At 39.6% G+C, this 23,748-nt stretch carries 12 protein-coding genes and 1 pseudogene; 11 read left to right on the top strand and 2 right to left on the bottom strand.

Features of this window, described 5'->3' with window-relative positions:
- Positions 1 to 161: 161 nt before the first annotated feature.
- Positions 162 to 533 (bottom strand): DUF3224 domain-containing protein, encoded by a 372-nt coding sequence (locus tag AC2CZC_RS24110; RefSeq protein ID WP_484584934.1) that lies wholly within the window; start codon positions 531 to 533, stop codon positions 162 to 164.
- Between the two features lie 47 nt (positions 534 to 580).
- Between AC2CZC_RS24110 and AC2CZC_RS24105 the strand changes: the two genes are divergently transcribed.
- The 5 genes from AC2CZC_RS24105 to AC2CZC_RS24085 all read left to right on the top strand — a co-directional run bounded on the left by AC2CZC_RS24105 (position 581) and on the right by AC2CZC_RS24085 (position 17,377).
- A complete protein-coding gene (locus AC2CZC_RS24105; RefSeq protein ID WP_484584933.1) occupies positions 581 to 1,417 on the top strand; it encodes a DUF6597 domain-containing transcriptional factor in 837 nt (278 codons plus the stop codon).
- Between the two features lie 269 nt (positions 1,418 to 1,686).
- Positions 1,687 to 3,723 (top strand): S9 family peptidase, encoded by a 2,037-nt coding sequence (locus AC2CZC_RS24100; RefSeq protein WP_484584932.1) that lies wholly within the window; start codon positions 1,687 to 1,689, stop codon positions 3,721 to 3,723.
- A 578-nt stretch (positions 3,724 to 4,301) separates the two neighbouring features.
- Positions 4,302 to 5,735, top strand: a complete 1,434-nt coding sequence (locus AC2CZC_RS24095) for an Ig-like domain-containing protein (protein ID WP_484584931.1) — start codon at positions 4,302 to 4,304, stop codon at positions 5,733 to 5,735.
- A gap of 105 nt (positions 5,736 to 5,840) precedes the next feature.
- On the top strand, positions 5,841 to 16,772 hold the full coding sequence (locus AC2CZC_RS24090) for an RHS repeat-associated core domain-containing protein (RefSeq protein ID WP_484584930.1): 10,932 nt from the start codon (positions 5,841 to 5,843) through the stop codon (positions 16,770 to 16,772).
- Positions 16,748 to 17,377 (top strand): hypothetical protein, encoded by a 630-nt coding sequence (locus AC2CZC_RS24085; protein WP_484584929.1) that lies wholly within the window; start codon positions 16,748 to 16,750, stop codon positions 17,375 to 17,377. Before AC2CZC_RS24090 ends, AC2CZC_RS24085 begins: the two co-directional genes overlap by 25 nt.
- A 194-nt stretch (positions 17,378 to 17,571) precedes the next feature.
- On the opposite strand, the pseudogene AC2CZC_RS24080 reads toward AC2CZC_RS24085, so the two are convergent.
- A pseudogene (locus AC2CZC_RS24080) lies at positions 17,572 to 17,961 on the bottom strand (integrase core domain-containing protein); the annotation flags it as partial.
- A gap of 262 nt (positions 17,962 to 18,223) precedes the next feature.
- Between AC2CZC_RS24080 and AC2CZC_RS24075 the strand changes: the two are divergent.
- The 6 genes from AC2CZC_RS24075 to AC2CZC_RS24050 all read left to right on the top strand — a co-directional run bounded on the left by AC2CZC_RS24075 (position 18,224) and on the right by AC2CZC_RS24050 (position 23,673).
- Positions 18,224 to 19,195, top strand: a complete 972-nt coding sequence (locus AC2CZC_RS24075) for a transposase (protein ID WP_484584928.1) — start codon at positions 18,224 to 18,226, stop codon at positions 19,193 to 19,195.
- 244 nt (positions 19,196 to 19,439) lie between these two features.
- Positions 19,440 to 21,179, top strand: a complete 1,740-nt coding sequence (locus AC2CZC_RS24070; RefSeq protein WP_484584927.1) for an RHS repeat-associated core domain-containing protein — start codon at positions 19,440 to 19,442, stop codon at positions 21,177 to 21,179.
- 8 nt (positions 21,180 to 21,187) lie between these two features.
- Positions 21,188 to 21,811, top strand: a complete 624-nt coding sequence (locus tag AC2CZC_RS24065) for a hypothetical protein (protein WP_484584926.1) — start codon at positions 21,188 to 21,190, stop codon at positions 21,809 to 21,811.
- A 160-nt stretch (positions 21,812 to 21,971) separates the two neighbouring features.
- Positions 21,972 to 22,364 carry an SMI1/KNR4 family protein gene (locus tag AC2CZC_RS24060; RefSeq protein ID WP_484584925.1) on the top strand — a complete coding sequence of 131 codons (393 nt, stop codon included), beginning with the start codon at positions 21,972 to 21,974 and terminating at the stop codon, positions 22,362 to 22,364.
- Between the two features lie 82 nt (positions 22,365 to 22,446).
- Positions 22,447 to 22,644, top strand: a complete 198-nt coding sequence (locus tag AC2CZC_RS24055; RefSeq protein WP_484584924.1) for a Type I secretion system protein TolC — start codon at positions 22,447 to 22,449, stop codon at positions 22,642 to 22,644.
- A 57-nt stretch (positions 22,645 to 22,701) separates the two neighbouring features.
- Positions 22,702 to 23,673, top strand: coding sequence for a transposase (locus tag AC2CZC_RS24050; protein ID WP_484584923.1), 972 nt, complete (start codon positions 22,702 to 22,704; stop codon positions 23,671 to 23,673).
- The last annotated feature ends 75 nt before the right edge of the window (positions 23,674 to 23,748 follow it).

Genomic DNA, 23,748 nt, shown 5'->3' with positions numbered 1-23,748 from the left:
CTAATCAATTCTTCAACATGGTTATGTTCCATTTCTTGCCCATCGAGTGCTGCATATAAGATCAGCACTGAAGCGCAAGAAGCTCTAACAATGAATCGGTACTTTCATTGAAAAATAGATGAGTGGAACCGTTGGTCATGGTAAATTCAACAAATACCTTGCTATTCAAATGAGTAGAGGGATTTTTGGCCTTCAATTGACGTGAAGTTGCCTGTTTTTCCTATCATATCTTGATTATATTTACAGTCTATGATGGTCAAAATACTCGATGCGATGCCATCGATGAATTGACCTTTATGACTAATAATCAGTGTGTTTTCATCGTTGTTAGTGTGTTTAAATACTTCAAAACCATTAAATACAGCGTTGCCTTTACGGTCATAGTACAGCTGATAATGCGCCGTACTAGTGCCAATGAGGTCGCCTTCATATGCCTGTTGTACAGTGGCATTGCTTATTTTAGTGCCATCGTTGATTAAAGCGACATCTGATTCTTGCCAATCGTTTACTTGAAATATACCAGTAAGTTTCATTGTTAGTTTCTCTCGTGTGAGTGTTTTTTTGCAGCTTAGCATTTGAATTGACATCTGGTATTGTAAAAACGCGACAAACAAATGGGTTGGAAGTTTTGCAAGAGAACAATACGAGTGTGGCGGGTGTATTGCATCATAAAGCAGGCAACAAAAATTATGATTTACGTAGATACTATCCACAAGCTCCGCTTGAGGATCTAATTGAGCAATTTTGGTTTGTGGATTGGCAATTGAGTGGAGATAAACCCCATACTCAAAAGAATTTACCTGATCCTAACTTTCATTTAGTGATAGAAGCACATCAAGTTAAACTGATAGGTCCAGTGAGTAAATTATATACTTATACTATGAAGGAAAAAGGGAGAATACTTGGCGTTAAGTTTAATATCGGTGCGTTATCTCATTTATTAGACAAACCGCTCAGTCGATATGTGGATAAAGAGCTTTCTGCGAGTGAAATATTTGGCGACCAAGTTGAAAGCAGACTGTTACCTTTACTCGATGTTGAATCAGACAGAGTTATATTTAATACACTCAGTGCATTTTTATTAAATTATACTGCAGGCTATTGTGTGAGCCAGCGCCAAGCTTTGGCACTTTGCACACTGATAAAGAATGATACAAGTATTTTTTCCGTTGAAGCTCTCTCTTTAAAAACCAACCTTTCAAAAAGGACTATCCAGCGCGTATTTAATAAGTATGTTGGATTAAAACCGAAGTGGCTTATTCGCAAATATCGTTTGCACCAAGTATTAAAGCAGCTAGAAATAGGCAGTATAGACATTTTAGGTGTTGTTGAATTACTCGGTTATACTGACCAAGCTCATTTAATCCGTGACTTTAAAGAGATTATTGGCATCACACCTGGCCAGTATCTTAAATAAGAGTTGTGAGTGCATAACAAGCTATCATGCCTTATCGAATTACCAGTTAGGTTTGAGCTTATCTTTTGCATACACTCTAACTCTATGACCCCCATAAGTACATTATTGTCCCAATGATTGCGCTTTCTAACCATACATGTTTATCAGGCTAAGCAACTTTAGGCCGTTACTAGTCAATTCAAAGCACAAAATTGCGTCCTATCTCTAATAAATGTTAAGGGATCATGATATTTAGTAACATAATGAAATACGTAATTCGGAACAATATTATGATAAGAAAATTAAAGTCTGTAAGCTTACCTAGCTTGCTATTACTTTCAACGGCGCTTGGCTCATGGCATAGCGCAGCACAAGAAGAAGTTAAAACGGGATTAGTACCAGAAGATTACTTTGATTTTGTGTACATGAACAGTCCGCAAATATCTCCAAATAACGATGTCATTTTGTTTGTAAAGCAAACGGTTAACGATGATGCCAGTGGCAGAGATAATCAAATTTATAAAATAAATAAGGCAGGGGTGGTCTCAGAGTTTACCCAAGGTAATGGCGATTGGTCTCCCAAATGGTCAAAAGACGGTAGTCAAGTTGCTTTTATACGTTCAGTGGACGGTAAGTCACAAGTATTTGTTATGCCAGCTGATGGCGGTGAAGCCAAACAAGTTACGTCATTAACGCAGAGCCTTTCATCTTTTGAATGGTTTCCATCTGGTGATAAGCTGCTTTTATCACTGCGTGTTGAGGACTCACAAGATACAACTGACGATAAAGAGGCTGAAGACAAGTCAGCCAACAAGCGTGCTGAGCCAGACACTGTTATCATTAAAAATGCCAAATATATTTCGAACGGTTCGGGCTATTTAAGTGATAAACGAACGCATTTATTCGAATATGATTTAAAAACTCAAGCGCTCAGCCAGCTAACATCTGGCACTAGCTGGAATGCACAAGGCCCTGTGATTTCCAATGATGGTGCGCACATTTACTATCATGCAAATAAAACAGGGCAAGCTTATGAAGGCAATGAAAACAGTGATGTTTATCGCTTAGAAGTGGCGTCTAAAAATGTAACGCAAATAACTCATCATCCTCATTCACAATATAGTCCGGCGTTGGCACCAAATAGTGAGGCTCTGGTTTATTTACATTCTGAAGACACCTACGAGCAAACTGATCTCATGTTGTTGGCTGGTAAAGGAAAAAAGCCATTCAATCTGACTAAAAACTTTGACAGAAACGCCACATCTGCAATTTGGTCGCCCGACAACAAGCAACTTTATTTTACAGCAAATGATCATGGCGCGAAGCGACTGTTTTCAGTGTCAGTTAAAAGCGGTAAAGTCACCAAGCTATTAGATAAAAACCAAAAAATTGATAATTTAGCTGTATCACAAGACGGCCGGTATTTGGTGTTCACCGCGGAGAGCTCAACTGAATTACCCGAGCTATATCGCTTAGACTTAAATAATAACAAGTTAAACCAGCTAACTACATTTAATGATAAGTTGCGCTCTGAGAAAGCTCTGTCTGCTGCACAAGAAGTGTGGTTTATAAATGACAAAGGCATGAAGGTTCAGGGTTTTGTTCATAAACCACTTAACTTTGATAAAAATAAGTCATATCCAGTGATTTTAAATATCAAAGGCGGTCCTGGTGGTATGTGGGGTCATCAATGGTTCTTTGAAAATCAAATGTATGTGGCACAAGGGTATGCAGTTGTTTATGTAAACTATCGCGGTAGTAGCGGTTATGGCATTAAACACAGTCAAGCAGTACGTAAAGACTATGGTGGCGCTGACTATCAAGATAATATTCAGTTTTTAGATAATGTATTAGCTAAAAATACTTGGATGGATAAAGACAAGCTATTCATTACCGGTGGTAGTCATGGTGGTTTTTTAACGAATTGGATAACGACAAAAACAGATAGGTTCAAAGCCGCAGTCACTCAGCGCAGCGTGAGCTCTTGGATCTCTGAGGCGGGTACGCAAGAGTATACGCCTAGCCAAATGACGAAAGAGTTCGGTGGTCACTTGTGGAATAACTTTGATGCATACTGGGATAGGTCGCCATTAAAGTATGCTGATAAAGTCTCTACGCCAACGCTTATTATTCATAGTGATGCAGACATGATCACACCCATAGGCCAAGCGCAAGAGTGGTTTTACGCGCTTAAAGTGAACGAAGTACCAGTTGAAATGGTTGTGTTCAAAGGCGAAACGCATTCTTTATCTCGTTCAGGAAAGCCTACTAACCTAGTAGCGCGAATTGAGCATATATTGGCATGGTTTGAGGGTTATAATAAGTAGTTTTCAAATAATAAACGCGGGCGTTTTAGGCTTTTTTATAACATATTTTTTGTTAGCTCTTTGAAGCATCTGCACACTAATTATAGTGGTACTTCAAAGGCAGCTTGAGCTGCCTTTATTCCGTTCTTAACGTCACTTGAAAATTGAATTTCCTTATTACTTGCATATTTTTCGTTATGGCCTCTAGGCTTAGACACTTCATTTTTAATGAAGTGACACTTTTATCTTTAATTAATAGGTTAATAAGTAATATTCGCATTTCTAGCTTTCCCCATTTAAAGTCGGTGAGAACACTGAACTAAAAATTTATATCTACCATGTTTGTACAATAAATGATTGCGATTTAATTTTAATCATATGTTTTTTGTCTGTTGTGGTGATTATTTATAAAAGTGTGAGGCCAAATTCCGCAGGAAATCCTTACAGAGAGAAGGCTATTAATAATATTATATTTTGTTGTTTAATTGTGTGTTTTTGTTTTCTTTTTGTTTTTTGTGTGTTGATGGGTTGAGTTCTTGTTGTTATTATTCTGTGGTTTTTAGTGTTTTTTTATTTGTGGGTTTATATGGAAATTAAAAATGAAAGAATTTAAGTTGTTAATGGCTTTTTTGTTGTTTTTTTCATCTTTTAGCTTTGCTAGTGATTTTAAGCAGGGTTACATACCAATAATTAATAATGGTATAACCATCATTATTCCAGTTGACTTAAGGCCAGCAATGCTCGGCGAAATTAGCATTGATTTGCAGAGTAAAAGTCAATTGCATTGGCTTCCCGTAAAGGATGCTGATTATTACCAAATTGAAAGGTTCTCCGGTGGAAACTGGTTTGCTTTATCGTCATATCATTTAAATAATTATTTCGTTGATGAGCGTCAAGAGTTGAAGCTCAAAAGTAAGGACTATCGAATACGTGCCTGCAATAGTTTTGGGTGTTCTGATTGGCAAAATAATTTAAAAGCCGTGAGTGAAGATATTTTTGTAAATGCTTTTTATAGTAGTAGCACAAAAGTTTCTGCTGGACAACTTGTTACATTAAATTGGTCGGTAAATGGTGCACATACCATTACGATTAAAAATGCGAATGGAAGTGTTTACAAAACAACAAAAAGTGAAAGTGATAAAATTACTCTTACGGCAAATCAATCTGGTACGTATGTATTAACAGCAAGTAGTTTTTACAATAAAAGTGTCTCTACAAGCCTAGTAGTTGAAGTAGAGCAAAATCACTCCACCTCTGATTCTTATAGATCCGACTTTACTCAGTTACTTCATAATATTGATTATTATGTTAACTACAATACGGTTTTAACTTTTGATGACAAAGCGTTTTTCGGCACCCATGATGGTAAATTAGTTCATTTTAAGCGAATGGCTGGTACGTCATCAGTAACTAAGTGGCACTTTATTTGGGAGAAGCAACTAAAAGGAACTATCCACAATCCGCCTTCAGTTAATGGTAATCACATATATTATTCTTTAAATATGTTTGGTGGACGCAGTCAGGTATGTGCGATAGATATAAATAAAACACCTGTTCAAGATTGCTCTCCTGTAAAGCTGCGTCGCTTATACGCAAGCCCCATTATTATAGATTCAAATTTATTACCGAATTCACATTTAAGTTGGCTTCAGCGTAATGGCTACACGCCTATTGAAAATAGAGTTTTAGAAGGTATATATATTTTTTATGCGGCGGGTCATGTTGAGGTTCTAGATATCAATAATTTGAGTCGCGTAATCGGAGTGTTTGGGTTTGATAGGACGCTGAATAACGCGATTTTGAGAACGCCTGAGATATTTGTTGGTGCGCCGAACTCAGCTAGTGAAGGGTTACTTCAGTTCGCAGTGAAAGATGGTAATGAATTGAAAGGCTTGCACGCTCCATTAAAAAGTGCTGGAGATTCATTATATGAACGCGTGCGTGTATTTTTAGGTTTTCCAACTAAGCAATCTACGCCTAGCAAAAACATGCAGTTACCTCAAATCAAACAAGCATGGAGCACAACCTTATGATGATATTATCTGTCAAATATAATCGTAGTTCACAGGGTATGCAAAAGGTCGAATGTAAAGGAAACAGAAAAAAAGCGAATTCACACGTCGGGGAGGACAGTATCAATGATTAAACGTTTTTGTTATTGGAGTGTGTTCGCCTTTTTATATGGTATGACTTGGTTTACATCTGCATTTGCTGCAAGTACATGTGGGGCGGAAGGTGAAATTGGGAAAACTGTTATTCGAGAAGGAGACTATTTATTACTTTCAGAATCTCTTGAATGGTTATCACACGATGAGGATTATGACAGTGTTGATTCTGTAAAAGTAGGTAGTATTAATAATTATCAACATTATGAAACCTGGCTAACTCAAGATAGCAATAAGTTGTGTGTCAAGATTACCAATCTTCATGCAGGAACATATGATATTCAGGTTGATTATATTTATTTGACAAATGATGATTATATACTAGTTCCCAAAACAAATAAAATTCAACACAGTATTACCGTAAAGCCTATTACAAATCCAGAGTTTACGTCTGTTACACACGACCCGGCCAGAACCGATGTTAGCACGGAAGACTCAGTAACTTTTCAATTTACTGCTAGTGACGAAGGTGACGATTTAACGTCTATAGATATTATAAGAAATGAAAATAGTGTTAATAGTTGTTCATTTTCACCTAAAACAAGTCACACCTGTAGCTACACAATTGCTCCAAGTTCACTTTCAGATAATTGTAAAACATCTGGTTGCTCTATAAATATTTATGCAAAAGCAACGGATTATTTTGGCGGAACAAGTGACAGCAGCACAATTAGTCTGAATTTTACACCTCCGAATCAAGGGCCTGTAATAGATAACTTTACTGTTGATAAAACTACGGTGGCAGCGGGTGAAAAAGTGAACATATCAATCAAGGTAACAGATCCTAATGATGATGAGGCACAGCAACTCGAAGCTGTAACTTTAAGTGTGAACACTGATGGCCAGCCACTAACAAGTTACAATAGTGAGTGTGGAGGGACTAAGTCTGTAGATTGTACTATTGAACTAACGATATTAGAAAATTCTGCGATCACTTTAACCGCTTCAGATGGCAATGAGTCAGTATCGCAAAGTTTACAAGTTGAGACCAAAAAGCCACCTGAGTTCTCAAGTTTTACTATAACACCACAAACCCCGAAAATAGGTGAGACAGTTACTTTGTCTGCATCTGTTACGTCTAACAATATTGACGAAATGTATTTTTGTAAGTACCCAGCTACTAGGTTAAGTCAAATTACCCTCAAGCAAGGTTGTACTGGCACAAAACGAATTGCGTGCGAAAATTTTGGCAATGGCCAATGTGATGCCCATGACACCCATTCAGTATCTCAGCAAGTAACTTATACTGTATTTTCCAAAAGCAATGAAGGAGAACTTAATGAAATAGGCAAGACTGTTACATTTCAAAATGATCTATACATATCTTTCCCTGTATTGGATGACAACGTAACTCTAATTAATGAAGGCGGCACATTTGTTTTTAGTGTTGATATCCAAGGCCCAGAAAATAAGGTCAGACAACTTACAAGCCTTGAGTTAAAGTCGAGACTAAACCCGATTAATAATGCTAACTGGTCTGTAAACTTACCAGCAGACTTTAATACCAGTACTGGTCGTCTTCGTGTGAAAATTCATTGGACTCCAGAGCCACATCAATACGCTAGAAATCTACCTTTAACCGTGGTCGCAACCGATAACGTTGGAAATATTGCAACTGGCACAAACTGGGGTTTTGTGATCGAAGACCATCTTGACGTTCCTAGAGAGCCTTGGTTTCAACTTCGTCACGAAAAAGATCGAGGTGTTTATGTCTCTATAACTGCTATAAATACCGAACGAGTTGAAGTTGAAGCGATGTTGGGACGAGAAATTCCTGAAGATATACCTGTTGCCATAAACCCAAGTATTATTAATATAGATAATGCAGTGAGAAAAGAGGTATTTATACCTACAAAGTCTTCTCAACATGAAATGTGGATGTATATTAGAGTACGTGGTCATAACGGCTTGGCCGGCAGTTCCCAGCACAAAATTGGGGAATGGAGTTCAGCTCGTTCTGTTGTCATTGATCATGTATCTTTAACCCCACTTGCGACTAGCTTTACAGATACACCAGCACAGGTAGGCGGGAACTTTACTTTAAGTTGGCATGACCCTCAAGACGGCGCAACTGCGTACTATAAAGTTTTATCTTGGCCAGGCTTACCTAGCGATAAACATTCTCAAAATACAAGGCTAGAAGGAACGACATCAAGTCTGTCATTAACAGTGACAAATAGAGAGGCAGGGATCCGCACCTACGAGATTGTTTCTTGTAACTCCAGTGATGAATGTGTTGCAGGGCATCAACGCAGTGTTGAACACATTCCTCCTCTAATTGTTCGGGCAGAGATTGTTAAAAACGCGCAAGGGAATTGTCACGACCAGAAGAACAGCTTAATAATTGAAGGACGTGGTTTTCATGATAGCCAATCTGAGCTTGAAATACGGAAATTAAAAACGGGCGAGACACTGTTTGTTTCAAGTGATCAGCTTAGTGCATCAAACCATTTACTGGAAGCGCAAATACCGAGCGAGTATTGTAATGCAATGCAAGATGGTGGCGTAATAGTGACTGTGTCGAATGGCGTGTCTAATAATGGTGAGCCATCATATGGTGTCATTTCTTTAAATAACACAGTGTCAAATGATGAGGTTATTTTAGATAGAGAGTTTACATACAGCGACAATGGGTATTTATATATCGGTAATGAGTACGGAATAAGCTCTTATTTTGTAAATATGTCTAGGGCACATAGTGGACTGTCATTGGCTGAAAGCTTCGAAATATCAAATGTTTCAACTCCTGTTAGGTCTAAACCTCTAGTTGACAGCAATAATGGAAGTGACTCTGTCTACTTCGGTGCTGACAATGGCTATTTTTATAAGGTTGATCATCTTTACAATCAAGACAGAATGCTTTTTAGGTGGCAATTAAAAACTGCCGGAATAGCCATGGCTCAGGCTAATTTAGATCAGCAAAAAAACTTATATGTTGGCACGACAGGGGGAGCTCTTTACTCGGTTAACCCAGACAACGGTCAAGTTCAATGGCATTATTCCTTTGGCCATGGCTTGGGTGTGATTGAACAGCCTCAAGTATTTGCACCAGAATGTGTCGATTTAGCTGGTAACCCGACAACACCAGAAAACTGCCCCCTAGATGCAAAGCCGCCTATGATTAGGGTGAAAACAAGCGATAAGCAACTCCATGACATAGATGATAGGGTATTGGGTGCGAATGCGTTCAAATGGCAGGATATCGATAAGCTGCTCGGTGATACATTTAAAGACGAATTGGCCGAATGGGATTTAACTAAGTGGGTCCCAACCCAAGAGCACGAAGGCGTAGCTGATATCACCAAAGCGATTTTCATTTTATTGCAGCGCAACCCATCTCGTGCAGAGATAGGCTTGCTAACATATTTGCACGCCAATGGACATCCATTTAATGAATTAGTAAATGCGCTAATCAATGCAAATAGCCAACTTAAAACAGGCCATGAACACTATAGTGATTTCGTGGCAAAGTTATTTGAATATGTATCTGTTAATAGTATTCCTAATAGCTTGGGCGGTCTAACTCAAGCACAGTGGGTTGCCGAACTTGAAAGTGGCGAGACCCATGCAAATGTTGCGATATCGCTAATGATGTACAGTCATGTTGTATATTCTGACGCAGCTTATAGTGCATTGTACTATTTCTTTGGTTTTTGTATTTACCAAAACAAGTGTGTGTATGACGTTGACAGCGATAGCGATGGGATCAGTGATTGGGTAGAGCTCGTTACTGGCCACAATGCTTCAGATAGCTCTGACGCATTGAGTGCACCAGAATTAACAGTGTATGAGAATAAAGGCGATGTGAATTTTGCTTTTTCTTCAGCTGATGAAATTGGCACATACCATTTGGAGCATACTTTTGCAGGTGCCGATTATCGTGAGATAGCAGTAGTAGAGGCCAACAAAGATAGTGTCAATTACTTAACGACATACAACCAGCGCTTTGATCGTGGAATGCATAGATTTAGAGTACGCTCGTGCTTAGATGTAACTGTAAAACCTAATCATGTTGTACAGGCTTGTAGCTTGAATTATTCGCTGGAAAAAGTACTTGAGGTGAATGACACCATTGATGATGGTGCTGTGGGGGTGAGTTTAGGAGCTGTTGAACCAGCTTCAAATGAATTCAGCGATTCAGGAAAACTCAAAGCGCATGCCCAGTTATCAGCGACTTTGGGCAACTTTAGAGTCACTGAAGGCGGTGCTGCCAGCTATAGCATTCCAGTATCTTTGCCACAGGGTATTGCGGGTGTAAAGCCTGAGGTCAGTATTAACTATAACTCTCAAAACCCTGAAAGTGCGCTTGCTTTAGGTTGGAGTATAAATGCGACTGAGAGCATATCGCGTTGCCGACAAACAAAAGCACAAGATGGTCAATTCAAAGGGATAAGCTACGATGAGAACGATAGATATTGCTTGAATGGTCAGCGTCTGATTGAAGTGGATGAACCGGACCAAAATTATGATTATGGGTATTTAGCTGTATATAAGACTGAAATTGACAGTCACATAAGAGTGCTGCGTCGTAACGGTATTAATGGCGATTATTTTGAAGTATTGGGTAAAGATGGCTCAATCAAGTTGTTTGGAGATACTGAAAACGCACAGTTGCAAATAACAGCATTGGACAATCAAACTCATACTATGACCTGGTATTTGCGAAAAGTCAGCGACAATATTCAATCAGATGACAACGCAATATTCTATGAGTACAAACATCACTTCGGTGATAATGCAATTCAATCAGTGCCTACTTTGCACTCAATCCGTTATAGTGGCAATGAAGTTATATTTGATTTGCATACAGCAAACAGAACTCGTGCCTTATCCATTATTGATGGCCATCGATTGAGAGATGATGCGCGTATTGATGGCATCAATGTTAAAAACCACCTAGGTCAGGTTGTGGCAAAGTATGATTTTAATTTTGATCATGAAGAAAATGGAGTACGCCAGCTAACAGAAGTGAAACATTGCACGCAGAGTGATTCAGGTCATGAAGTGTGTAAGCAGCCAATCACGTTCAAATATGATCCAATAAATAGTCGTCTAGGTTTTAAAGAATTTAATGGCAGAATATCGGAAACGCACAAGGAAATGGCCGCATTGACGCTTGCTGATACTCAAGGAGATGGCAGTGGTGAAATTATTACTCTCGAAGTTGTCGAGGGCAAAGCCTATAGACTGTGTGCACACACAGGTTCAGCAGAGCTTATTGCTTGTAAAGATATTGTTCGAGGTGTAGGGAATAGCCATCTTACTCACAGTGACGACGCAAGGCTGGGAGAAGAGAAAGTTGTTTCAATGATTTCAATCGATATTGATGGCGATGGTAAGCAATCAATTTGGGTAAACATGGTTGGTGAAAAGGCCAAGTCTTCAGGCGTTAAATATTGGCGAGAATATCGTCTCGAAAATGGTATGTTTTCAGATGGAGAAACACTCCCGCTTGAACTCGGACATGGTCAGTCCATGTTTGAGATTAAAACCGCCGACTTTAACGGAGATGGTTATGTTGATTTGATATTTAAAGCTGATTATGACGATTCAAACCTTTATGTAAGCTTGTGGGATCAAGTCGAACAGCACTTTGAGAAAGGTGTAAAAATTAATACCACTGTACAAAGTTCATGGGGACAGTTTACGCAAAAGGGAACTGATTGGCATGTGCTAGATATGAACTTTGATGGTTTGGCTGATATTGTCTCGTTTGGATGCCCTAAAAATCGTTGTAATGAGGATCAAGCCAATTCACTGTATGTTCACTATAACCAAGGAGTTAACCCTAACTCTGAAGGAAAGCTGTTAAAAACATTCAATGGTACACGGGTGTCTGATCAAGTTTCCCAAAATACCATTGAGTACTTAAAGTTTTTGACACCGTTAGATATCAATAATGATGGTCTTATTGATTTAGCATACATGCAAAAGAGAAAGAGCTTAGATACGAAACAGTGGCTTATTTTACTAAATGAAAGTGCTAGAGAGCCGAGTTTTCAACAAGTGACGAGTTTGGTTGCTGGGTCTGGGGGCCTTGTATCTGACGAGTTAGCACCGATGGTAGCGGATACAGATAAAGATGGGTTAACAGAGCTCTTCTTTGCCAGCCCATCCTCTCGATTTCCTGTATGGCAAAAGTATGAATGGTCACCAGATGGTGAGGCCATAAATAGAGTCAGCAATGAAGATCTATCCATTGAAGGCTTTTCTCCAGTTTACGGTGACTATGCATTCTTTGCTGACGTGCAGGGAGATGGAAAATTAGATCTCCTTCATAAGGCTAAGAACAGTGCAACTGTATACTTTAATAGTGTAGAGCGCGCAACAGGAGGGGTTTTAAGCACAATATCCCAAGGCGGCAGTGCAGATAAACGCAATGTAACTGAAGTGAAGTATGAAGTAGCAACTGATCCTCTCTCAACGGTTTATATGCCAAGTTTTAGTCCGTTGGCAGAGGACAGCATTCGATTTGATGAGCAACAGCTCAAGGTTTCGTCAGTTAATGCACCTATGCTTCTTGTGAGCAAAGTGACCACGGATAGTCCTTCTTCACATAACATGACTGATACATCAAGTGTGAGCTATCAATATAAGGGGGCGAGAGCACAGTTTGGTGGACGAGGAATGCTTGGGTTTGAGGAAGTGTCTACGGAGTACACCAAAGATGGCTCAGTATTTAAATCAACCACTAAATATCACCAGGCATTCCCCTTAACTGGCATGCCATATTCGACATACAAACGCAAAGATGGAAGCTTACTCAGTGCCGCGGTTAACGAATATCCAGCCTCAAATGATGCCAGAATAAAGCAAGTATTTGTTAAAACTGCTCGTGAGTGTAGTGCAAGAATAAAATCGGATTTTAGTTCTGATGGCTATGATTGTACTCAAACAAAAACTGATCCAGATGAATTTGGTAATGTCCTAAAATTAACGGTAACCAGTCATACGACGACTGATATCCCCGGGTTTATGGATGGGACGTCAATATATGCAACACATAAGACGGTAATAACGGATAATACCTATGGGACAAGTGCAAAAGCTAAGCGCCTTGGTAGATTATTAGACAGCACGGTCACTCATAAGCTTGACGATGAAAATGTGCAAACTCGACGGAGTGAGTTTAGTTATTATGCTGAAGGTCTTCAATATGCTCATATGCTTAAGCAAGAAATCGTGGGTGCAAACCTAGGTTGTAATAAAAAGCTAACGAAAGACTATGAGTACAATGCATGGGGCAGTATTTCTAAAATAAGCAGCTCGACTGAGGACTGTGACACTAAAAGTACGCTAACGAGAGTTGCTGAAACAGTGTTTGAAGACGATGGTCGCTATGCAAAATACACCGCACAATATGCAGATGAAAATGGGGGGGTAAAACTTAAAAGCGACACTGTGATTGAGCGCAACCGCTATGGTCAACCAACCATATTGGAAGATGCTAACGGTGTTAGGTCTGAGGTTATCTATGATGCGTTTGGGGATAAAGTAGGTACTTATCATGCCAGTGGTGCTCAGGCATACACCTATAAGGAAAGTTGCTCTGCTAATAACTGTGTTTATCGTATCAATAAAGTGGTTAATTCTGAGCTTGTTGAGCAACAAGAGCTAGATAGGCTAGGAAGAGTTATCTTCAGCAAAAAGCGCACTGTGCTTGACAGGTGGTTAATAACCGAAAATGAATATGATAAGCATAGTCGCTTGACTAAAGTCATAAAGCCGGGTGAATCAGGCACCATTGTTACAAAGTATGATGTTTTGGATAGGGTAGAAGAAGTCACGGATTCAACATCAGGGCTTACCACGAAGACTTCATATGGCGATAAAAGTGTGACAGTGACGCTATATGATGGAGGGACAGTTGAGAAGCAGACAATCACACAAACCAATGAAATTGGGCAAACCGTTAAAGTTACCAATGTCTTGAACAACTACAATGATGAAGTACTCACTTATAAGTACGATGTCATGGGTAATCAAACTAAGGTGTTTTCTTCTGCAGAGCCTGTTGATTCACCAGTGATCGATATCAAATATGATGCTTTGGGTAGAAAAGAGAGTATGTCAGATGTCAATAAAGGAGACTGGACATATAATTATAATGGTTTTGGTGAGTTAACGAGTCAAACCGATGCGCGGGGGGTTACTACCCATATTCGTTATGATTCACTGGGCCGTAAGGTAAAATCATGGACAGAAGTAAGTCAGGCCCATGCGCACCTTAAGCTCGAAGGAAAATCTGAATGGCACTATGGCAAAAAGCAGGAGGACCTTCATCAGCTTATTTCTGTATCTCAGGGTAGTGATTGGAAAGAGTATTATTACTACGATAAATTTGGTCGAACAGCAGGCGCAGTTACTTCACTTGAATCAAATCTATCGTGTGATGCTCATGTGGTATTTAATCCCGATACTGCAGATATGAGGCTGATAAACGGGCATAACGAGTTGATGCGCAGCCCGCTCGACAGCCGGTGTGTAATTAGACAAACTAATTATGATCAGTACGGCAGGGTGTCATATAGTTTTGACGACTACAGGCGCCTAAGTAACGGCAGTTATATTGAAGCCCGAGGTACATTAAAGCGTTACCAATTTGGCCAAGTATATGCAATATTGGAAGCGCGTAACCCAGAGCAAAACCTCTCTTACTATCTAGTTAGTACAGAAAACAAGCTAGGTCAGGTGACATCTTATTTTAAAGGGTCTCAGCGAGTAAATGTGACTTATGATGATCGAGGTATGGTCAGCACAATTAACACCGATAAAAAGAATTATATCCAAAACGATATTTATACATTCGATGCACTCGGTAATTTGTTGAGCCGCCAGCAAGGGGCAATGAAAAATACTCGAACTTATGATTATGATGACCTAAATCGGCTGACAACGATTAATGATCAGAAATTATTTGACTACGATGAAAACGGCAACCTGAGCACCAAAACAGATTATCGTTTTATTAACAGTTATAGTTGTACGAGCTTGTCAGAAGACTTTTTGTTTACCAACCACACATGGACGCAAAAATATGGCGAAGAAACTGATCCCCGCCATGCGTTATCAAGGCGTTTTGTATCAAGTAGCGGCACAACGCATAGCTGTTTATCAGGCTCACCTACCGTACCGCTTGAAGAGAGATTTGATTACGATAGTAATGGTAATGAAATCCGCATGTACAAGGGGGATAGCAGTTCAGCTTATCGCAGCATTATCTACTCAGGTAGAAACAAAGCGGTACAAATGTCAGGCAATGGTGAAGTTGTTAAGTTTGCTTATGATGTTAACAATAGAAGGTATAAGCGGGAAGATGGAGCGCAAACGATATATTATGTTGGGTCATTAGAGCTAACTGTTAAAGATACGCAAAGTGATATTGCTCATATTAAGCGTTATATTGGTAATGACGCGATTCAGAAATATTATGAGACAGGCAAAAGTTACACTCACTGGCTATTTACTGACCATCAGGGCTCTATCATCACCATTACCAATGGGAAATACCAAGTTGTACAGCGTTTTGAGTATGATGTTTGGGGTAAAAAGTCTGTCGTTGCAAAACAGGATGATATGTGGTCTGAGTATTATGAATCAAATGTTGGCGATGATTTATTCAGTACTGTACCCAAAAATCTGAGAAGTTATACGGGCCACGAACCTGTGTCACTCGGTGATGACAACCGCATCATTCATATGAATGGTCGGATCTACGATGCAGATACTGGGCGGTTTATGCAGGCAGACCCGTTTGTGCAAGCGCCGAGCAATTTGCAGAACTATAACCGATATAGTTATGTGCTGAATAATCCGCTGAGTTATACGGATCCGAGTGGGTATTTGTTTAAGAAGCTTGGGAAGTTCTTGAAGAAAAACTGGCGGACGATAGCGGCGATAGGCGCAGCGTATGTGACATTTGGTTTGTCGACCAGTGCTTGGACGTTTAAAGCGATTGCAGACTTAAAAGCGGCGGCTCTGATCGCAGGCAGTACAGCAGCAGGTGCGGTCAATGGTGCAATCTCTTCGGGAACACTTAAAGGCGCACTTAGTGGGGCTGTCAGTGGTGCCATATTTGGCGCAATTGGTGGCGCTGGCCTTGGTGGTTTTGAAGGCTTTGCAATTAGTGGTCTTACTGGAGGAATGATGTCTGTGATGCAGGATGGTAAATTTGGTCATGGTTTTATCAGTGCAGGTATAGGCTCGGCCACTGGTGGTATGTCTGGAAAAGGTCCTCTGAATCGAGTTATTGGAGCTGCTATTGTTGGTGGTACAGTGTCTGCGGTAACAGGTGGAAAATTTGCGAATGGCGCTATGACAGCTGCTTTTGCTACGGCGTTGAGGGCAGATTGGGGGAAGGGTGAGTTGCAACAGGTTAAACTTGATAGCAACGGCGACCCTGTACCCTCTGGACCTTTTAGAGAAGCCAAAGATACCGGATACGGGCTTTCTATTGTCGATGGAAAGCTAACTGGAGAGATTCGATTTGGTTGTAACGAGGTAGATATTAGTGTGTGTCAAGTTGCAGTTAATAGAATGGATAAGGTTACTGCAGAGAATAGCTTTCTAGATATTAAAAATACACTCGTTTCAGATGGGACACATGAGGTTTTTATAACTACTAATAAAGCTAATTCGGCTGGTCACTATAATCATAAATATAATGTTCTAAATATTAATAGTGATTATCTCTTAGGGAGTAGTGAAGTGGCATACAAAATTATTGAACATGAATATGGTCATGTTCTTGGTTTGTCTCATAAATATAATTCATCTCAGAACTTTATGAGCTACTATGGCAATGGCTCAAAATCATTTAGGTATGTTTCACCAACTTTGAGTTCTGATCAGATACAAGCTCTTACTAAGGCGTATACACCATGGCATATAAGGTTTTTCAATTAATACTACTGTTATTTTCTTCGCTTTCTTTCGCGGATAATGGAATTGTGTTGAGATGTGGGGATGTCTACCCTATGAAGGTGGAAGTTGATGGTTTTCTTTATCAAAAAGTGTGTAATCTTTCTTCAGAAAGCTATGTATACTACTATTCAGTTCCTGTTAAAGATAACAATGAAAACTGTGTTTTGAAAAGAAGGGTTCAATCAAAGGGAAATCTTGGACCAATTGATGTTTTCTTCAAAAGGGGGCGTTGTAATTTGGATTTTGAAAAATACACAAATATTGATGGTTTTTATAAAGAAGGCACAAGCTACTTGTTTAAAAGTTTTCACATTATGTTTTTGGGAATGTTGAAAGATGAAAAGTGGATGTATGGAAACTTGGGGTATCTGTACAACAAGTTGACATACCGATTTAACAACTTTCAGGAAGTCAAAGCAAGGTGTCAAGAAGCGAGCTGTTTTCATTTTGATTCTATTAGTTATGTTTATAATTACTGGTTGGTTAAAGTTTCAACTAATCACGGTGGCTGCATTTTAAAAGTAGTTGATGAAGGTGGTAAGTTATCTTTGGTTGATGTGCCTGATTGTGAAATTAGCGAAAAATAAACATGACATATATGGTCACTCCCTTTATGTCAGGAAATATAAACAGAAAATAAAAAAAATATAGATGACATATATGGACACTCCCTTTATGTCAAGTTGAGTAAGCCTATCGGGGCAGTTTTTACTGCCTCGTTATCTGTACTAGCTCAGACTTGATCTGACAGTTACCCGTTTTTCAATCGGTGATTGTCAGCTTAGATTTGAGCTAAATTCTTTTCTGCCCAAATACGTTTTCCATCTTCCAATGTTTCAAGTGGCGTTCTGCCACAGCACATTTTTCCTTGATGAGTTCGGTCATTATTGTAATAAACCATCCATTCGTCCAGATCCTTTTGTAATTCTTCTAGGGAGCTATATAGCTTTTTGCGGAATGTAACCTGATAAAACTCATTTAGTATTGTCTTATGGAACCGCTCACAGATACCGTTTGTCTGTGGCGACATGGCCTTAGTTTTTGTATGGTCGATATCGTTAATCGCCAAATATAACTGGTAATCATGATGCTCGACTTTACCGCAATACTCCGTGCCTCTGTCAGTGAGTATGCGTAGCATTGGCAACTCATGCTGTTCGAAGTAAGGTAGCGCAATTAACATGACACCCATTTTAATTTGGGAATAGTCTAAGAAGCCGTCTATGCTTTACTGAATGTTAAAGTATGGATGGCTTTTTTATGGCAATTGCAAGGAAGAGACAAGTTAGCTTGGAACAGAAATAAACATGAAGTTAGCTTGGAACAGAAATAAACACGAAAAACAGAAATAAACATGACACCCATCTTAATTTGGGAATAGTGTAAGAAGCCGTCTATGCTTTATTGAATGGTAAAGTATGGATGGCTTTTTTATGGCAATAGCAAGGAAGAGACAAGTTAGCTTGGTGGATACCAAGTACTACCACTGTATATCACGATGCGTTAGACGCGCGTTTTTGTGTGGAGAAGATGAGGTAACAGGTAAGTCATATGAACACCGAAGAGGGTGGGTTGAAGAGAAGTTATTGCAGCTAGCCAAGGTGTTTTGTATTGATGTATGTGCTTATGCGGTGATGAGTAACCATACCCATCTTGTTTTGTATGTAGATGATAAAAAAGCAAAACGGCTAAATGATAAAGCCATTCTGATTCGTTGGCATAAACAGTTTAAAGGGACTTGGCTGACTCATAAGTTTGTCAGCGGAGAGTCACTAAGCAGCTCAGAGCGCTGTTTGCTATCAGAGTTGATAGACGAATATAGAAAACGTCTAGCGGATATCAGCTGGTTTATGCGAACGCTCAACGAAGATATTGCACGCAAAGCCAATAAGGAGGATGGTTGCACAGGCCGTTTTTGGGAAGGGCGATTTAAATCACAAGCCTTATTAGATGAAGCCGCGTTGGCTGCGTGCTTAGCATATGTTGATTTGAATCCGGTCAGAGCCAAAATGGCAGAGGCACCAGAAGAGTCAGACCATACCAGCATTAAAAAACGTATTGAAACAGCAAAAGTAGGTAAGCAACCTAAGTCACTCATGCGTTTTGCAGGTAATCCAAGAAAAAACATGCCAAAGGGCTTATCGTTTGAATTTAAATACTATTTAGAGCTCGTTGACTTAACAGGTCGGTGTATGCGCGAAGACAAACGCGGATATATCACAGATTCGCAACCAATCTTAGCCAGACTTAATATCCAACCAGAGAATTGGTTAAAGCTCACTACTCAGTTTACCAAGGTGTTCAAAGGTTCAGTGGGTAGGCCCGATGCTAAGCAAAAGTATTGCGAGCACTTAAAGTTAAAACGGCGAGGTAATTTGACGCAGTGCAGTGAATTATTCGCCTAGCCTTTAATATGCATTAACATCCCAATTTCAACGTGATTTTTAAAAGTTACGTGGTTAGTCATGCCTGAAATCCCAACAAAGTTATCAAGTTAAGCAATTTATCAAAGGTTCAAAGCGAGTTGAGCTATTTTTAGTGGTTTGTTTCTGCTTTGAAGCATGTCGAGGTGTAGTTGTGATATAAATTGAATTGGGTGTCACGTAACGTGGCCCATTCGATTATGATGCGAATGGCAACCAAACGGGCATGAGCAAAGATGGCATAACCTATCGGACAGTTAAATACAACGACCGTAACAAAGTTAGCTCTATTACTGCGAACAATGAAACGGTTACATTTGAATATGACGCAAACAACAGCCGTTACAAGCGCGAAGACAATGAACAAACGGTTTATTATGTTGGCGCGTTGGAGCTAACTTATCCGAAAAGCTCTGAACTGACCACGAATGTGATCAAGCGCTATGTAGGAAATGATGCAATTCAAAGTTACACCGTAGAAGTCGCTGCTGATGAATCAATTAGCTCTCATGCAGAACTTAAGTGGTTGTTTACCGATTATCAGGGTTCAATAATCGCAATTACGAATGAGAAGTATGAAATACAACAAGAGTTTACATACGATGCATTCGGCAAACAGTCAGTCATAAAACCAACGGCAGTGGATGCGGCCATTAATTATGATCTACAAACCGCTGTGCTTGGCAATATATTTGGTAACCTACGTGGTTATACTGGTCATGAGTCTCTTAAGTTGGGTGATGATAACCGCGTCATTCATATGAATGGTCGGATCTACGATGCAGACACCGGGCGGTTTATGCAGGCTGACCCGTTTGTGCAAGCGCCAAGTAATTTGCAGAACTATAACCGATATAGTTATGTGCTGAATAATCCGATGTCGTATACGGATCCGAGTGGGTATTTGTTTGATAAGTTGACAAAGATAGCTGGGTTTGTATCTGGTGGTTTCGTGGGAGCGATTGTGGCTCACCAAATGCAGCGTTTTATTGCGAATAGTAAAACTCTATCGTCACTGTATGTTGCAGGCGTCAGTATGATAACCGGTGCAGCATGTGGCCCTTGTAGTATTGGTTTTACTGCGTTGGCAACGGCTCAGAACACATACTACCAGACAGGAGATTTAGGTACTTCTTTGAGAGCAGGTGCTATTTCTGGCTTATCTGCAGCCGCTTTTTATGGCGTCGGAAATGGTTTTGAAGGCTTAAATACTAGTTTTGGTTCTGCAGGCTACTTTGGAAAAGTTGCAGCACATGGAGTCGTTGGCGGAATTATGGCTGAACTTCAAGGAGGTAAGTTTGGTCACGGATTTGCCGCCGCTGGTATTACTCAGGCGTTTGCACCGGGTATTGATCGTATTCAACCAAACGTAAATCATAGCGCATTGAGAATTGTAGCTGCGGCTATCGTCGGTGGTACAGCATCCAAAGTTAGCGGAGGAAAGTTTGCAAACGGTGCTATTACTGGCGCGTTTTCGAGGATGTTTAACGATGAGTTGCACCCGAAGAAAGAATTGAGTCTAGCAGATGTTGCAGATCCGGATAGTGGCTATCCTTTTTCAAAGAACGCAGATGTTGCTCTTGCCACCGATATGAAGAGTGCAACTGAAGAGCTAAGACAACAAAGTCTTGGTAAGTACAGAGTTCAAATAGGTAGAGATGGCGAAAGACATGTTTGGACTGAACTAGCCAAACAAGGTTTCGAAGTTTTTGCTGATGGTGTTGTGGTAAATATAAACGGTAGTAAACGTATATATGATGGAGCATATCGCGATCCAAATGGTGGTGACTGGGTGTTGATTGAGACGAAAACAAATACGTCACCGCTCATAAAGAGGCAAGTTAATTTTGACAGAGTTGTAACAACCCAAGGTTTTGACTTTGTTCCTCATGGACCTAAAGGCCTCTCGACAGGAACTCCATACCCGGTACAGCTGTTCCGTGTAACATTGGATAGAAATAATTAGGAAAAAGAATGAAAGATTTTTTAATAGAGTATGGGTATGAACTGTTATTGTGGGAAGAAGGGAAGGAATCTGAAACAGACTTCCTCTTCCTTAGGAATCATGGTGATGGGATTTCAAGTTATGTTTATGGTTCAATGCTCTCAGGCAATGTTACTTTTTTAAATATAGGACTTTGCGTTGATGAACTTAACAATAGATATGATTTATTTGAGAAGTGGGAATGGAATAGATTAAACATTGAGCCTCTTGAGAAATCAAAAAAAGAGGTGCTCATCAGTGATAATACGAAGTGCATTGTTTGTTGGGATTTAAGGATGGATAAAGATCTTGAGTCATTGGATATGCCTATTGAAAGTGCTACTCATTGGGCCGAAAAAATATTGTCCCGTATAGCTGATAGTAAAAGCAGTTCAGATTTAGTAAGTAGAATTTATAGCTATGATGTGTCTTTTATTCCTGCTTATTCTATAAACCCGAAGTTAATTTTACAGCTGCTTTTACTTCATGCTAAAAAACTTTCTGAGTTGGACGAGGAATTTGAAAAGTTACAAAGAGTATTTAACAAGCAGCCTAGTGACAGGCTATTTTGTCGTGTGAAGGCATTGAGGTTATTTTTTCAAAAGGCAATTTAAGTTTAAAAGAGTATAAAAGATACCTAGTCAACAGCTCCAGTGCACCTGCTGGAGCTTTCACTTTTGTAAGTTTGTTCAACAGGCTGTTTCACAAATAACAATTTATGAGTGGAGTAGTTCGACATTCAGACGAAACTTACTTACTGACTTTGGAAAAGATATGAATAATTGTAATGCTCAGGAATTCACTTTAAATTTATTAAATGAGTTTTCTGACAAAGACAAGGTAGAAACTGAAAACGGCTCTATTTTAATAAAAAATACTCCCGTTGTAGCGCCTAGAGCATACTTACACGCCATATATAGAGCTCTTAGTGACAATGATATTAGAGCTGTGGAGGCTAGTGTTGGGGTTACTTTTCCTGACGAGTTGAAATGTTTTTATAAATCATTAAATGGACTAAAGTTATTCGGCGGTGCAATATCATTATATGGTTTGAGAGATGATAATTCGCGGTCAATTGATTTATCGCTCCAACAGCCATTTGATATAGTTATGCCAAACGCGTTGGGGCATAACTACAGAGTGCCAAATACCATTTACATAGAATAAACATGACACCCACTCAAATTTGTGAATAGTCTAAGAAGCCGTCTATGCTTTACTGAATGTTAAAGTATGGATGGCTTTTTTTATGGCAATAGCAAGGAAGAGACAAGTTAGCTTGGTGGATACCAAGTACTATCACTGCATTTCACGGTGTGTAAGACGCGCGTTTTTGTGTGGAGAGGATAAAGTAACGGGCAAGTCATATGAGCACCGTAGAGACTGGGTTGAAGAAAAGCTGTTACAACTAGCCAAGAATAAACATGACACCCACTCAAATTTGTGAATAGTCTAAGAAGCCGTCTATGCTTTACTGAGTGTTAAAGTATGGATGGCTTTTTTTATGGCAATAGCAAGGAAGAGACAAGTTAGCTTGGTGGATACTAAGTATTACCACTGTATATCACGATGCGTAAGGCGCGCGTTTTTGTGTGGAAAAGATGAGGTAACAGGTAAGTCATATGAACACCGAAGAGGGTGGGTTGAAGAGAAGTTATTGCAGCTAGCCAAGGTGTTTTGTATTGATGTATGTGCTTATGCGGTGATGAGTAACCATACCCATATTGTTTTGTATGTAGATGATAAAAAAGCAAAACGGCTAAATGATAAAGCCATTCTGATTCGTTGGCATAAACAGTTTAAAGGGACTTGGCTGACTCATAAGTTTGTCAGCGGAGAGTCACTAAGCAGCTCAGAGCGCTGTTTGCTGTCAGAGTTGATAGACGAATATAGAAAACGTCTAGCGGATATCAGCTGGTTTATGCGAACGCTCAACGAAGATATTGCACGCAAAGCCAATAAGGAGGACGGTTGCACAGGCCGTTTTTGGGAAGGGCGATTTAAATCACAAGCCTTATTAGATGAAGCCGCGTTGGCTGCATGCTTAGCATATGTTGATTTGAATCCGGTCAGAGCCAAAATGGCAGAGACACCAGAAGAGTCAGACCATACCAGCATTAAAAAACGTATTGAAACAGCAAAAGTAGGTAAGCAACCTAAGTCACTCATGCGTTTTGCAGGTAATCCAAGAAAAAACATGCCAAAGGGCTTACCGTTTGAATTTAAATACTATTTAGAGCTTATTGATTTAACGGGCAGGTGTATACGAGAAGACAAACGCGGATTTATTACGGATTCTCAACCCATTTTAGCCAGGCTTAATATCCAACCAGAGAATTGGTTAAAACTGACCACCCAATTTACCAAAGTGTTTAAAGGCTCGGTGGGGAGACCTGACGCTAAGCAAAAATACTGTGAACATTTAAAGTTAAAACGGCGAGCCAACTTGGCTCAGTGTAGCGAATTACTTGCTTAATCAGTAATACACATAAAAACCCAATATTAAGGTAGCTTTTAAAAGCTGCCATTGTTAGTCATGTCTGAAATTCCG

The organism is Pseudoalteromonas sp. MMG033, from assembly GCF_057197785.1.
This window is presented reverse-complemented; position numbering and strand designations above follow the sequence as displayed.

Bases quoted from the DNA above. Each gene is read 5' to 3' on its own strand.
- AC2CZC_RS24110 (WP_484584934.1), bottom strand. From the start codon at position 533: ATGAAACTTACTGGTATATTTCAAGTAAACGATTGGCAAGAATCAGAT.
- AC2CZC_RS24100 (WP_484584932.1), top strand. From the start codon at position 1,687: ATGATAAGAAAATTAAAGTCTGTAAGCTTACCTAGCTTGCTATTACTT.
- AC2CZC_RS24095 (WP_484584931.1), top strand. From the start codon at position 4,302: ATGAAAGAATTTAAGTTGTTAATGGCTTTTTTGTTGTTTTTTTCATCT.
- AC2CZC_RS24090 (WP_484584930.1), top strand. From the start codon at position 5,841: ATGATTAAACGTTTTTGTTATTGGAGTGTGTTCGCCTTTTTATATGGT.
- AC2CZC_RS24085 (WP_484584929.1), top strand. From the start codon at position 16,748: ATGGCATATAAGGTTTTTCAATTAATACTACTGTTATTTTCTTCGCTT.
- AC2CZC_RS24075 (WP_484584928.1), top strand. From the start codon at position 18,224: ATGGCAATAGCAAGGAAGAGACAAGTTAGCTTGGTGGATACCAAGTAC.
- AC2CZC_RS24070 (WP_484584927.1), top strand. From the start codon at position 19,440: ATGAGCAAAGATGGCATAACCTATCGGACAGTTAAATACAACGACCGT.
- AC2CZC_RS24065 (WP_484584926.1), top strand. From the start codon at position 21,188: ATGAAAGATTTTTTAATAGAGTATGGGTATGAACTGTTATTGTGGGAA.
- AC2CZC_RS24060 (WP_484584925.1), top strand. From the start codon at position 21,972: ATGAATAATTGTAATGCTCAGGAATTCACTTTAAATTTATTAAATGAG.
- AC2CZC_RS24055 (WP_484584924.1), top strand. From the start codon at position 22,447: ATGGCAATAGCAAGGAAGAGACAAGTTAGCTTGGTGGATACCAAGTAC.
- AC2CZC_RS24050 (WP_484584923.1), top strand. From the start codon at position 22,702: ATGGCAATAGCAAGGAAGAGACAAGTTAGCTTGGTGGATACTAAGTAT.